The sequence below is a fragment of the Portibacter marinus genome (assembly GCF_021533195.1).
In the GTDB taxonomy this organism is placed as follows: Bacteria; Bacteroidota; Bacteroidia; order Chitinophagales; family Saprospiraceae; genus Portibacter; species Portibacter marinus.
The window spans coordinates 35,519-49,473 of record NZ_JAJNKB010000006.1; the positions used below are offsets into that span (position 1 = coordinate 35,519).

Consider the following 13,955-nt stretch of genomic DNA (forward strand, 5'->3'; position numbering starts at 1 on the left):
CCATTTCTAATCAATAAGAATTTTTTGCTCAGTACATTTCAAGTTCTTGTAAATGTATAATATGAAACTGTTTTCCAGTAAGGAAGGGATTGTTACAGAATTTGGTGGTGTCCATTTTCCCTTTGACCTCGCTTACCATACTTATGGTAAAGTGAATTCCAATGGCAGCAATGTCAAATGGGTTTTCCATGCTTTGACGGCAAATTCTGATGCTGGCTCTTGGTGGTCTGGACTTTTTGGTAAAGGAAAAATGCTTGATCCCACTCAAGATTTTATTGTTTGTGCCAATATGCCAGGTTCTTGCTATGGATCTACCGGTCCTTTAAGTGAAAAGCCTAATGGAGGCAAATACTACTATGATTTTCCTTATTTGACAATCAGAGATATTGTTTCTTGTTTCAGGTTATTGAAAATACATCTAGGTCTTCCTAAAATTTCCATGGGTCTCGGAGGTTCCATGGGTGGAAGTGTTTTACTGGAATGGAATGCTTCTTATCCGGAAGATTTTGATTCTGCAGTATATATTGCAACTAGTGCTGCAGAATCATCTTGGGGAAAAGCCATACACACTGTGCACAAGATGGCCATCGAAACAGATCCAACCTGGAAAATGGATAAAGATGATGCCGGAATGCAGGGCTTAGAAACGGCCAGAGGTGTAGGAATGTTATTTTATCGCACGTATAAGAGCTTTATCAACGCACAAATTGATAAAGATGACACCTTAATTAGCTATAAATCAGACAGTTATATCAGATATCAGGGAAAAAAACTAACGAAAAGATTCAATGCATTCTCATATTATTATTTGTTAAATACATTGGATTCTCATAATGTCGGAAGGCATAGAGGTGGTGTTGAGAAAGCATTATCGGAAATTGTGGCCAACAGTTTAATTATTGGTATAAATTCTGATATACTGTATCCGATAGAGGAACAGGAATTTTTACATCATTATATTCCTAACAGCGAATTACATTTTATAGAGTCTGCATTTGGTCATGACGGTTTTCTTATCGAAACAGAAAAAATAAATGCAATTGCAATTGATTTCTTAAATAAACAGAAATGAAAGTTTTAAAATTTGGTGGATCTTCTGTTCGAAGTGCTGAAAGAATCAAAAAAGTAATTGAAATACTAAAATCTCAGGAAGACCCATTTACAGTTGTGTTTTCTGCTTTGGGAGGTATAACAGATCTTCTCATACAAATGAGTGAAGTGGCAGCCTCTGGTTCTGAAGACTATTTATCCTACTTTGATGAATTTAAATTTCGCCATAATGAATGTGCAAAATTACTTTTAGAGAATGACAACCTGGAGAAAACGCTCAATGGATTAGCGTCAAGATATCATGAATTGAAAAACATTCTGGACGGAATACATTTACTTATGGAGGCTACTCCCAGAACAATGGATTATGTTTTATCATTCGGAGAAAGATGTTCAGCTTACATTATTAGCCATGTATTATCCAATGAAGGCCTAAAATCAGATTTTTTAGATGCGCGAAAGATTATTAAAACGGATAAGTCTTTCGGTTCGGCAAATGTAAAGTTTGAGAAAACCAATAAGGCCATTGAAGAGCATTATTCCAATGTAGGCAATATACAAGTAGTCACTGGATTTATCTCTTCCCATACTGGTGGATTGACTACTACTCTGGGTCGAGGCGGCTCAGACTACACAGCTGCTATTTTGGGTGCTGCATTAAATGTGAAATGTATTGAGATCTGGACTGATGTCGATGGAATCCTTACAGCCGATCCAAGAAAAGTACCAGATGCTTTCACCATACCAACAGTGACTTATGAAGAAGCGATGGAAATGTCACACTTCGGTGCGAAAGTCATTTATCCTCCTACCATACAACCGGCGCTGAAGGCTAAAATACCGGTTTACATAAAAAATACATTTAATCCTGAACATCGGGGTTCATTGATTTCAAACCAAAAGGGCGAAAACCAAAAGCCAGTCAAAGGGATTTCTTCCATTTCCAATATTGCCTTATTGTCTTTGCAAGGAGCAGGTATGTTTGGAGTACCTGGTACAGCTGGAAGGCTTTTTACCTCACTTGCCCGACAAGGGATCAACATTATTTTGATCACGCAAGGATCATCTGAACATTCCATCAGTTTTGCTATCCAACCCAAAGAAGTCAAAAAAGCAATCATTGCCATTGAAAAAGAATTTGAACACGAAATAAAAAGTGGGTCTATTAATCATGTTAAAAAAGAAGAAGCTTTATCTGTCATTGCTATCATTGGGGAACATATGCGTGAAACACCAGGAATAGCAGGAAGATTATTTAAATCGCTGGGACAAAATGGGGTCAATGTCATTGCAATCGCTCAAGGTTCTTCAGAATTAAATATTTCGGTAGTCATACATCAGGAAGATGAAAAAAAAGCATTAAATGCCTTACATGAGTCTTTTTTCTTATCGGAAACCAAAGCAGTTCATGTATTTATGATCGGCGTAGGTCTGATAGGTTCTACCCTTCTTGATCAAATTGACAAGCAGAAAAATAAGTTGATTAAGGAAAGGAATCTTGACTTAAAGATCGTTGGTATCGCGAATAGTCGAAAATATATAATGAACGAGCATGGAATTGACATTTCTTCATGGAAGGAAGATTTGGAGCAAGGAAAAACATTTTCAATGGATCAGTTTTCCTATGAGATGGTTGAATTGAATTTGAGGAATGCCATTTTTATAGATAATACTGCCAGTCCGGAAATTGCTGAAAAGTACGAATACATTTTAAACAATATCATCTCGGTATCGACCCCCAATAAAATTGCCGCTTCCTCCTCTTTTAAATATTATGAGAAACTTCAAAATCTTGCCAAATTAAGAGGTGTGAAATTTAAATATGAAACCAACGTTGGAGCAGGTTTGCCAGTTTTGAATACACTCAAAGATTTAATCAACAGTGGTGATAAAATTAAGAAAATAGAAGGAGTTTTATCGGGCTCATTATCATACATTTTCAATTCCTTTTCATCAGAAGATACCTTTTCAGAGATCGTTATAAAAGCTCAGGAACTTGGATATACAGAACCTGATCCCAGAGAGGATTTGAATGGAGGAGATATTAAACGTAAAATTACCATATTGGCTAGAGAGAGTGGAGCAGAAATTGAAATGCAAGATGTTAAAGTGGAGTATATCCTTCCGCTATCTTGTAGAAAAGCAGAAAGCGTGGAAGCATTCTATGATGAATTGGCCAAGAATGACGAGCACTTCGCAAAACTGGTCAAAGAGGCGGAATCAAAGAATGAAAAATTAAGAATGATCGCAAGGTATGAAAACGATATGGCCACCATACAACTGGAATCAGTAGATGCAGATCATGCATTTTATGGTCTGAAAGGTAGTGACAATATGATCATTTTCACTACTGAAAGATACCAGGAATTGCCATTAGTGGTTCGTGGTCCGGGAGCAGGTGCAGATGTAACAGCAGCAGGAGTTTTCGCAGAAATTATTGGAATTAGTAATAGTTTTACTTAGATGTCAGGATTAAAAGTTTTTGCTCCAGCCTCGGTGGCTAATGTAGCATGCGGGTATGATGTATTAGGTTTTGCACTTGAGCAGCCTGGAGATGAGATTATTATTAGAAAAAAGGATACTAAAGGATTTGTGATCAGTACGATTACTGGGGGCAAATTACCTTACGATCCTATGAAGAATACAGCAGGATATACCGCTATAAAGCTCTTGGAATATCTGGAATACGAAGGGGGTATAGAAATGGAAATCCACAAAAAAATGCCGTTTGGTTCTGGTTTAGGATCAAGCGCTGCTAGCGCGGCAGCTGGTGCTATGGCTGTCAATGAGATTCTGGGAAGACCTCTTAGTAAATCAGAGTTACTTCCATTTGCTGTACTGGGTGAACAAATAGCAGATGGGGCATATCATGCGGATAATGTTGCACCTTCATTACTAGGTGGAATGATCTTGATTCGCGATACTCCCAGTCTTGATTTTTACAAGATATATATTCCACGGGGATTACATATCGTGGTCATTCATCCTCACATTGAAATTCTGACCAAAGATTCAAGAGGTATATTAAAGGATAAAGTCGAGATGAGTAAGCATATTGCACAGTCATCAAACCTAGCCGGACTGATATTGGGAATGCAAACATCTAATTTTGATCTTATCAGGAACTCGCTGACTGACGTAATCATAGAACCTCAAAGAGCGCATCTTATACCACAATTTTACAAAGTAAAAAACGCAGCCTTATCTGAAGGAGTCTTAGGTTGCAGTATTTCAGGTGCCGGTCCCTCCATATTTGCCATTTGTGACAACAGTTTAATTGCAGAAAACGCAGCAAATGCCATGCAGCGTGTATTTTCTGATAGTAAAATCGAATCTACTATTTTTCATTCCAAGATCAATAAGGAAGGAGCTATCTTGTGCTAGATTCTGAATGCTTAACTATATTATGAATATGGATCTTTACAGTACAAATAACGAATCCCTAAAGGTTGATTTAAAAGAAGCAGTGTTGCAATCTTTACCTGCGGACAATGGCTTATATTTGCCCTCAGATATTCCATCATTAAGTTCCTCATTTTTACAAAATTTGCAAAGTTATAGTTTTGAGGAACTCTCTTACATAGTAGCTAAAACACTTTTAAAAGATAGTATACCTGACGATATATTAAAATCGATAGTCCGTGAAACTGTAAATTTTCAAGCACCTATAGTACCAATTCATGATAATATTTACTCATTAGAACTTTTTCATGGACCCACGTTGGCTTTCAAAGACTTTGGCGCACGCTTCATGTCAAGAGTCATGAAGTATTTTAAAGAAGAAGACAGTGAATTATTCATTTTGGTAGCAACTTCTGGGGACACAGGTGGTGCTGTTGCCTCTGGATTTTTAGGTGTAAAGGGCATTCGAGTTGTCATCTTATTTCCAAAGGGTAAGGTAAGTCCACTTCAGAAAAAACAACTGACTACCTTAGGACAAAATATAACTGCAATACAGATCGATGGCACCTTTGATGATTGCCAGGCAATTGTAAAAAAGGCTTTTTTAGACCAGAAATTAAGTAATGATTTTACTTTGTCTTCAGCTAATTCTATTAATATCTCAAGATTAATACCGCAGTCGTTTTACTACTTTAATGCTGTGGCTCAATTAAAAGCAGCAGAAGAAGTGGTATTTGTTGTACCCTCAGGTAACTTTGGCAATATAACAGCAGGAATCATAGCGTATCAAATGGGGCTAAACGTTAAACATTTTGTGGCGGCTACCAACATAAATGATATTGTTCCGGCATATTTAGAATCCGGGAAGTACCAACCCCAACAATCTCGGGCTACTATAAGTAATGCTATGGACGTCGGAAACCCTTCGAATTTCCCAAGACTTAAAAAGTTGTTAGGTTCCACGTGGAACAATGTAAAAAATAAATTGAAAGGATACTCTTATACTGATGAGCAAACGCGACAAGCAATCAAGCAAGTTTTCAAGCAATATCGATATCTAATGGATCCACATGGTGCAGTTGGATATCTTGCTGCAGTAGAATATCTACAAGAGACGCATTTTAGGGGTCCCATCATATTCCTAGAAACTGCACATCCTAGCAAGTTTAAGGAGACAGTCGAAGATACCTTAAATGTGTCTATTGAAATCCCAAAACGACTGAGTGAACTACGACACCTTGACGAAGTATATCATCAACTAGGAACTGATTACTATGGATTTAGGAAATGGTTTCGTGATCATTTTGAGAACTCTTCTACCATTTGATACGTCACATAATGTGAATTGTCAAGATTGACATCTCATCATTAAGATAAATGTGAAAGTTCGTTTGATCATATTCATTTTTATATAAATCTCCTCCACAATAAGTCATCTAACTTAGTTAGGTCAAATGAATGATCGCATCATTTGAAAGTATTTCAAATCATTTATCTAATACAATGTATACTTATGCTATCAAATGATACTATCGCGATTCAAAATACCATGATGGAACTCCTGAAATTATTAATCTTTCAACAGAAATAGGAAAACTTTTAGGAGTTGTAGATACCACCTATTTACGAAAGCCTAAAACCAATGTGAGAAAAGAAAATCGAATCAAGTCAATCCAATCTTCCTTTAAAATCGAAGGAAAAACTTTAACCCTAGACCAAGTAACCACGCTTTTTAAAAATAAGAGAGTAATTGGCCTTTCAAAAGATATATTGGAAGTCAAGAATGCAATAAATGCTTACAACCAATTCGATCAGTTTGATCCGTATTACATAGATCCTTATTTATGTCCACATTTCTAATTAATGGAAGAATTAGTAGAGAATATAGGCCGATTTATAACCAAATGTGTTGACAAACATCACTCAACTAATGAGTGAGCTGCTTAATTATTTAGCTACAAGAGAAGATAATCTGATGATAAAAAGTTGTGTGTTTCATTATGAAATGGAAACTATACATCCTTTCATGGATGGCAATGAAAGGATGGCTCGTTTATGGCAGACTATCATTATGATGAAAAAAAATCCATTATTAGAATTTTTACCCAATGAGGAAAAAGTTAGAAACACACAGTCACAATACTATATTTATTATCAATATCTGATAAACAAGGAGTATCAACTGTATTTATTGAATATATGCTTAACATTTTAAACTAATCACTTCAACAAATAATTGGGTCTCAAAGAATCCAATTATCGGATGAAGTATGGATTGATTATTTTATATAAAATTTCTAAAATGAAGAATTTTCGCGAAAATCTTATCTCGCTATGTTTAAGGAAATTTCGACTGAGACAGCTTCCAGACAATTGAGTAAAGCAGTTCAATTAAAGAAGTTTGAGTAAAAAGGAGATGATCGAACAATCAAATATAAAATAGAAAGATAACTTTTCACATTGTCCAGGACTAGTCTATAACTCTTCATTTAGCATACCTTTTCTATGAATCCTTTTGTATTACAGTTCGATTATATACAACATTTTCTTCAACTTACATCCGGTTGAATGTATTGTATTAACAGCTGATGCTAATTTGTATTTTTTGCTGGCCTTGAATAACTACAGCTACCTGAGTAAAATTCCTTTTTGAAAGTAATCCTCCGGATCCAAACAGAAAGTATGTTGACCTGTAATATATGCTGATCCAGATACAACAGGAATAACTGCCTTGTATTCACCATAATCGATTTTTTTTCGAACCCAACCCTCAAATACAGACCCGGTTATACTTTCAATCTTCATCTTTTCGCCAATATCAATTTCATTTCTCTGAAAATGAATAGCCATCCTGCCGCACACACCAGAACCCGTTGGACTTCTATCCACTTCTCCATCTGCAAAAACACAAACATTGACGCTATCTGAAATACCCTTTTGCACTGAATGATCAATAAAAATCGTACCGTATAAAAAACTTAGATCTTGCTCAAATGGGTGTGCAATCTTTAATTTACTTTCAATGATGGCATTCTTTATTTTCATACCACATTCAATAATTGGTCGATAGTGGTCTTTATTTAAATGAAAAGAAAGATTATTTTTCTTTAGATCTACATAAGCATAAAAAGCTCCACCATAAGCTAGATCATACACGATCTCGCCTATTTCTGCTATTTTAATTTTCAAATCCAATCCAACAACAAAACTTGGTACACCTTGAAAACTAATGTGTTCTACTTTTCCCCTTTTTATTACAATGGTGGCTACAATCCTTCCACATGGTGCATCAATTCTCAAAATATTTTCACCATCATGAATTGTAATCCATTCCATCTCTGCTGCTAGTTTAGAAATGGCAATAATGGCATGACCACACATGGTTGAATATCCTTCATTATGCATAAATATGATCCCAAAATCAGCACCTTCATCATTTGGAGGAGTCAAAATACAACCATACATATCTGCATGTCCTCTAGGCTCATACATTAACAATTTCCGAAAATCATCCAGATACTCTTCACAATACCTTCTCATTTCCAGAACATTGGCTCCTTTAATTTCCGGATATCCCTGTAAGATTACTCGAAGTGGCTCACCTCCTGTATGTAGATCGATGACTTCAAATCTTAGCCAGTGACTTTTGAAAGGTGATTTTAGAGTATTTCGGATTTTTTCTATCATATGTGAATTCAATTTTATCAATATTCACTGCTAATGCACAATGGACAGCCTCACGATGACTGAAACTTTCAAGCCTAGCCATTGTTTCACGTGGAACATAAAAAGATGAAGAAACAGAGATCTTTCATGTAATAAAAGTATAAATTAGTATCAAACTAAATTAAACCAATTTGCAATCATCTTCCTTTTTCATTTTAGTGGTCCTATTACTGATATTTAATTGCTCTCCTTCATACAACTACGAAGAAATCGGAGAAGCGTCATTTTATGCCAATCTATTTATAGGAAGAAAAACCGCTAGTGGAGAAGTTTTCTATCAGGATTCTTTAACAGCTGCTCATCCAGTACTGCCATTTGGTACAAAGGTAAAAGTAACCAATCTTGAAAATGGCAAATCTATCATGGTTAAAATTAACGACCGAGGACCTTTTGCAAAAGACAGAATAATAGATCTAACGAGAAGAGCAGCAGACTCTTTGGAATTTTTAAAATCCGGAACAACCGAAGTAGTTCTACAGGCAAATGTCAGCGATGATTTTTTACAAAGCCTGGCTAAGGATGAATGAGTTTCTTACGAAACATGAATAAAAAATAAACTGCGCTAGCCAAAAGAAGAATCCCGAATCCTTGATGCATTACACCGTAAAATACTGGAATACTCCCCTTACTCATCACTAAAGTAATGATACCTAAGAGTACTTGAACTAATAACAAAAGCACAAAAATCACCAATGGAATACTTGAGTATCTCCCCAGATTCTTTCTAAATAATTTCCATGCAAAATATAATCCATACCCAAATACTATGTAAGCCATAGTTCGATGTAAAACTTGGACCAATGCACTGATAAAAGGATTAGTATCATAATTGATGATGCTTTCCACATTCCAATGTGAAGTGTTGAAAAGTACTTGTGGAATAATCATTCCATTCATATCAGGCCAGGTAGGATAAAACAATGCAGCTTTCATACCACTCATTAAACCGCCTAATAAAATCTGAATTATCAACAACGTTACTAACACTTTAGCCATAGACTTGGTCTGCTTTTCTATAATTCTCATTATGGGAATTTCAACATTTAAGACTGCCCAATACAAAGCTATGAATACAGAAATACCTATAGACAAATGCAATGTCAACTTATAAGCATTAACCCAAGGTCTATTCACCAATCCACTTGCTACCATAATCCATCCAAATGAAGCTGCTAAAGCAGCTAGTAGTACCACCAGTCCCAAACGCCACATCAAACTTCTAGGCAACATTTTCCTTGCTGCAAAAACGATAAAGGGTACCATGAAGACAATGCCCATAGCTCTGGCCCACAGTCTATGGAAATATTCCCAGAAGTAAATAAATTTGAATTCTTTCATACTCATCCCTTCATTTATTTTTGCGTACTGTGGTGTCTCTTTGTACAAGTCGAATTCCTTTTCCCAGGCGGCTTCATTAGTAGGAGGTAAAGTTCCTGTTACGATCTCCCATTTCGTTATGGAAAGTCCAGAGCCCGTAAGTCTAGTAATACCTCCGATAATGATTTGTCCCATCAGCATTATTAAACCCACATACAACCAGATCTTAACCCATTTCGAAACCTCCATTTCTATTTCTTTTGACATTCTTCTGCAAATTTAAAACTCTACAAGCACTTTTAATTTCTCAATATCCTTTCTTCTCTAATTATAATAATTCTATATTATTAATAAAGGAATCATTACTATCAGCACTGTTAGTTTGTTTGTAATAATTGAACAACTTATTACCGATTTTGATTACTATCATTTTATGTTTATAAACCAACATATAGGTTAGTATTAATGCTTTGATACATATTAAGTTAACATCTGACTTGTGGAATGTTTAAAACCATTCGTTTGATAACTAACTGAGAAAATTTAAGTGAGTAAAGTCACTTCCGGTGATCATAAAAACATTAGAAAAATTCATATATTAATTTTTTTAATATGAAACAGTGTTGGTAACTTATATAAGTGGATAAGTAGGGCATTACCAACATGGATTAACATATAAAATGTGGATAAAAGAATTAAATTAAAATTATGCTTTAAGTACTTATATATTATAAAATAATATAATGTTTATTACTTTTCTAATTCTATAGTCATTTTCCTTATTCTATCTTCTAGTGTTTCAGATGTCAGTTTATCTCGACTCAAACTGTCGACAATGATAGGGAAAGCGAAAGGTGTAGGTCTATCTGGGTATGATATAATCAATTTTTGTTGACCAATTCTTTTTAAGGCTTTTCTCATTCGGTCTTCCTCCAATTGAAAGGTTCTAACCTCTTCAAAGGTCTGTTGGAACAATAGGTTGTCTTGTTCATACTCTCGAAAGACATCAAACAATAGATGAGAAGTTGTTTGTAGATGCCTTTCTTTTTTGGTTTTGCCTGGAAATCCTTCAAACAGTAAACCTGAAATTTTAGCGATGTCTCTGAATTTCCTTCTGGCCAACTCAATGGCGTTGATACTCGCTTGTATATCTTCAAATAATTCAACCGTAGAGAAAATATCATGGGTGATATATTTTGCTACATCAATAGATTGATCGGATAACAATTCAAAACCGTAGTCATTCATAGCCAGTGAAAAACTAATGGGTAATTTGAACGATAGGCGTCTAGCGATTAATGCTGCCAGTCCTTCATGAACATATCTACCTTCAAATGGAAACATCACAAGATGAAAACCATCCCTCGTTTGAAAATACTCAATTAAGAATTCTGTTTCGTCAGGTACGTGGGAAATTTCTTCCTGCTTAGCAAATAAATCCTTTAGGGTCATCAACTCAGGATCAGATAGATCGTAATTACCTTTCTTTAGATTCACATATTGAGATCGTAAAGCTTCGGCTAAATTCGACGACAAAGACATTCTACCACCCTGCCACGAGGGAATTTTACCTGATTTTTTAGTACTTTTTCTTACTTGTGCATCTAAGCCCTTCAATCTGACTAATTCCAGAGGCCTTCCTGCAAACCAAAAAACATCGCCAGGAAGAAATTGTGAAATGAAGTATTCTTCTACGGTACCTATCTTTTTGCCGTTGGCATACTTTAAATTTATACTAACAGATCCCACTATGGTTCCAATAGACATTTTATGTATGGTCGCCACTCTTTTGTTTAATACCTTATAGACGCCATTAGAAACCCCTAACTTTTGGTATTCATCGTATGCCTGAAGAGAGTCACCACCATTGACCAAAAAATTAAGAACCCAATCCCATTCTTCACGGGTAACACTTTCATAACAGAAAGTGCTTTTAATTTCTTTATATATATCATCGGGTTTGAATCCACCTGAAACTGCAAGTGTAACCAGATATTGAATCAGCACATCGAAAGATCGGATGTATGGAATTCTTTCCTCCACGATCTCATTTTCTATAGAATATCGCAATGCTGCGGCTTCCATTAATTCTAAAGAATGTGTAGGAGCAAAGTAAATCTTACTCACTTTACCAGGAGCATGTCCACTCCTCCCAGCTCGCTGTTGAAATCTAGCAACACCTTTAGGACTGCCGATCTGAATAATAGCTTCGACAGGTCTAAAATCTACGCCTAGATCAAGACTAGAGGTGCAAATTACAGCTTTCAATTTTTCCTGGTGTAAAGTTTCTTCTACCCATTCCCTTAATTCTCTGCTCAATGAACCGTGATGCATGGCAAGCAATCCAGCCAGTTCAGGATCACGGTCTAAGATTTTCTGATACCATATTTCACATTGGGAACGGGTATTAGTAAAAACAAGGGTAGTCGTATTTTCGTAGATGATCGGAATGATGTGGTCCAACATTTTAATTCCTAGGTGACCAGCCCAGGGAAAATTATCAATTTGATCTGGTATTAAGGACTTAATTTCAATCTCCTTTTTTACATTGGCTTTTATAATCACTGAATTGCTATCTGTATCAGTGACTCCCAATAGTACAGTTTTAGCTTGTTCTAAATTAGCAATGGTTGCTGAAATACCCCAGATTCTAAGGTCTTCTGTTATGTTCTTTATTCGTGATAAGGCGAGTTCAACCTGGACACCACGCTTTGATCCCATTAATTCATGCCACTCATCTACTATGATACTTTTTAGATGCTTTAATAGCTTAGGGTAATTGTTGTTACACAGTATAATGTGCAAACTTTCAGGAGTAGTTATTAATATCTCAGGAGGATCTTCGAACTGCTTCTTTCGATCAGTAGTCGATGTGTCACCTGACCTGATTTCTACCCTCCAATCTAATCCAAAACCATCGATGGCTCTTTCAGCGGCAAGTTTAATTTCTTTGGTCAATGCTCTAATTGGAGCGATCCATATACATTGCAAACCTCTTATTTCAGTTCCAGCCAATTCTCTTCTTTGCAGGTAATCTAAGAGGACCGGAATCAGCAAGGAGTAAGTTTTACCACTTCCGGTTGGTGCATTGACAATTCCCGAGTACTTATTTAAAAAATGGGTCCAAGCGTTACGTTGAAATGGGTATACTTGCCATTGATTGGCATTGAACCATGAGGAGGCGAATTGTATGGACTCTTTATTTGTCATTTATACTATCAACTAGATCGAACGATACTCTCTAGCCCAGTGTAATTACAAACAATTCCTGATAATTGTTGAATTTGTATAGAATTTATAACTAGTCAGTGCATATATAATGGCCGTTGCATTCTTGTCACGGCCATTTTTGTTTTCTGGGATACATTTAACAGCTTTATGCCCTCTTTCTGGCACTTTTATGAATTAGGTGAAAGTTTTAAAAGAAAAATCATGATTTATCTCCTGCTCAGCTTGTGGTCACTATTTCAAACACCCGTAAATTCTAATCCTGAAGAACTGGGAAAAGTAACTTGGCACAGAAACTATAATGAAGTACTTAAACTCGCCGAGAACCTTGATAAACCTGTGTTTATTCTCTTTCAAGAAGTTCCAGGGTGTTCGACGTGCAAGAATTATGGCAACCATGTTCTAAGTCATCCATTGATTGTGGAAGCCATTGAAGATGAATTTATTCCACTCGTCATCTATAATAATAAAGGTGGTGCGGATAAGAGCGTTTTAGAAAAGTATAATGAGCCTACATGGAACAATCCTGTAGTTAGAATCGTGGATAAAAATGGTAAAAATATTGTTCGTAGACTTTACAGCAACTACAGTCAGCAAGGAGTTGTACAAACCATGATCAATGCTTTATTAGAATCCAATAAGATCGTTCCTGAATATTTACACTTGCTCAGAGAAGAATTGGAAGTAAAGCAAGGACAGCTGAAGGAATCCTATGTTTCTATGTATTGTTTTTGGACCGGTGAAAAGATCATAGGAAATATCAAAGGTGTGGCAGAGACGGAAGCGGGATTCATGGATGGAAAGGAAGTTGTTCGATTCAAATACAATCCGGACTTGGTAAATTATTCTACAATAGTAAGTCAGGCCAGCAACCAAAAATGTGCTGATCAAGTTTATTCCAATGATCCGGATGAGCAAAGGTTAGCTTATCAATTAACAAATCGCAAAGCCAGAATGCTCAAATCTTACAGAGCAGACAAGACACCGAAGTATTACCTGGCAAATAGTATCTACAAACACTTGCCAATGAGCGAATATCAAGCTCAAAAAATCAATGTAAGACTGGGCGAAAATGAAGATCCATCGGACCTGTTAAGTCCGAGGCAACAAAAGTTAATATCACTTATCAGAAAAAATAGAAAAAAAGACTGGAAGATACTTTTTAACAGAGATTTTACGGATGCATGGTGGACCGCTTGCGAGCACCTAAACTAATGATAAAAAGCTGGCAT

The 13,955-nt window shown here is 36.0% G+C and carries 10 protein-coding genes; 7 read left to right on the top strand and 3 right to left on the bottom strand.

Going from position 1 to position 13,955, the window contains the following annotated elements; genetic code table 11:
- The first annotated feature begins 61 nt into the window (after nt 1-61).
- The 5 genes from L2567_RS14105 to L2567_RS21335 all read left to right on the top strand — a co-directional run bounded on the left by L2567_RS14105 (nt 62) and on the right by L2567_RS21335 (nt 6,667).
- On the top strand, nt 62-1,072 hold the full coding sequence (locus tag L2567_RS14105; protein ID WP_235298440.1) for a homoserine O-acetyltransferase family protein: 1,011 nt from the start codon (nt 62-64) through the stop codon (nt 1,070-1,072).
- Entirely contained in the window at nt 1,069-3,513 is a 2,445-nt protein-coding gene (gene thrA, locus L2567_RS14110; RefSeq protein WP_235298441.1) for a bifunctional aspartate kinase/homoserine dehydrogenase I, read from the top strand. The genes L2567_RS14105 and thrA overlap by 4 nt, the downstream gene beginning before the upstream one ends.
- Nucleotides 3,514-4,434, top strand: a complete 921-nt coding sequence (locus tag L2567_RS14115; protein ID WP_235298442.1) for a homoserine kinase — start codon at nt 3,514-3,516, stop codon at nt 4,432-4,434.
- A 28-nt stretch (nt 4,435-4,462) separates the two neighbouring features.
- Complete coding sequence (gene thrC, locus L2567_RS14120) at nt 4,463-5,779, top strand: threonine synthase (RefSeq protein WP_235298443.1); 1,317 nt, start codon at nt 4,463-4,465, stop codon at nt 5,777-5,779.
- Nucleotides 5,780-6,427: 648 nt separating this feature from the next.
- Nucleotides 6,428-6,667: a Fic family protein gene (locus tag L2567_RS21335; protein WP_406626704.1), complete on the top strand. Its 240-nt coding sequence runs from the start codon at nt 6,428-6,430 to the stop codon at nt 6,665-6,667.
- 413 nt (nt 6,668-7,080) lie between these two features.
- On the opposite strand, the gene L2567_RS14125 is transcribed toward L2567_RS21335, so the two are convergent.
- A complete protein-coding gene (locus L2567_RS14125) occupies nt 7,081-8,139 on the bottom strand; it encodes a proline racemase family protein (RefSeq protein WP_235298444.1) in 1,059 nt (352 codons plus the stop codon).
- 170 nt (nt 8,140-8,309) lie between these two features.
- On the opposite strand from L2567_RS14125, the gene L2567_RS14130 reads away from it, so the two are divergent.
- Nucleotides 8,310-8,705, top strand: a complete 396-nt coding sequence (locus L2567_RS14130) for a septal ring lytic transglycosylase RlpA family protein (protein ID WP_235298445.1) — start codon at nt 8,310-8,312, stop codon at nt 8,703-8,705.
- On the opposite strand, the gene L2567_RS14135 is transcribed toward L2567_RS14130, so the two are convergent.
- Nucleotides 8,692-9,762: a COX15/CtaA family protein gene (locus L2567_RS14135; RefSeq protein WP_235298446.1), complete on the bottom strand. Its 1,071-nt coding sequence runs from the start codon at nt 9,760-9,762 to the stop codon at nt 8,692-8,694. The two genes, L2567_RS14130 and L2567_RS14135, sit on opposite strands and share 14 nt — an antisense overlap.
- Before the next feature lie 483 nt (nt 9,763-10,245).
- A complete protein-coding gene (locus tag L2567_RS14140; RefSeq protein ID WP_235298447.1) occupies nt 10,246-12,705 on the bottom strand; it encodes a ligase-associated DNA damage response DEXH box helicase in 2,460 nt (819 codons plus the stop codon).
- 222 nt (nt 12,706-12,927) lie between these two features.
- On the opposite strand from L2567_RS14140, the gene L2567_RS14145 reads away from it, so the two are divergent.
- Complete coding sequence (locus L2567_RS14145) at nt 12,928-13,938, top strand: VPGUxxT family thioredoxin-like (seleno)protein, type 2 (RefSeq protein WP_235298448.1); 1,011 nt, start codon at nt 12,928-12,930, stop codon at nt 13,936-13,938.
- Nucleotides 13,939-13,955 lie beyond the last annotated feature (17 nt).

Bases quoted from the DNA above. Each gene is read 5' to 3' on its own strand.
- L2567_RS14105 (WP_235298440.1), top strand. From the start codon at position 62: ATGAAACTGTTTTCCAGTAAGGAAGGGATTGTTACAGAATTTGGTGGT.
- thrA (WP_235298441.1), top strand. From the start codon at position 1,069: ATGAAAGTTTTAAAATTTGGTGGATCTTCTGTTCGAAGTGCTGAAAGA.
- L2567_RS14115 (WP_235298442.1), top strand. From the start codon at position 3,514: ATGTCAGGATTAAAAGTTTTTGCTCCAGCCTCGGTGGCTAATGTAGCA.
- thrC (WP_235298443.1), top strand. From the start codon at position 4,463: ATGGATCTTTACAGTACAAATAACGAATCCCTAAAGGTTGATTTAAAA.
- L2567_RS21335 (WP_406626704.1), top strand. From the start codon at position 6,428: ATGATAAAAAGTTGTGTGTTTCATTATGAAATGGAAACTATACATCCT.
- L2567_RS14125 (WP_235298444.1), bottom strand. From the start codon at position 8,139: ATGATAGAAAAAATCCGAAATACTCTAAAATCACCTTTCAAAAGTCAC.
- L2567_RS14135 (WP_235298446.1), bottom strand. From the start codon at position 9,762: ATGTCAAAAGAAATAGAAATGGAGGTTTCGAAATGGGTTAAGATCTGG.
- L2567_RS14140 (WP_235298447.1), bottom strand. From the start codon at position 12,705: ATGACAAATAAAGAGTCCATACAATTCGCCTCCTCATGGTTCAATGCC.
- L2567_RS14145 (WP_235298448.1), top strand. From the start codon at position 12,928: ATGATTTATCTCCTGCTCAGCTTGTGGTCACTATTTCAAACACCCGTA.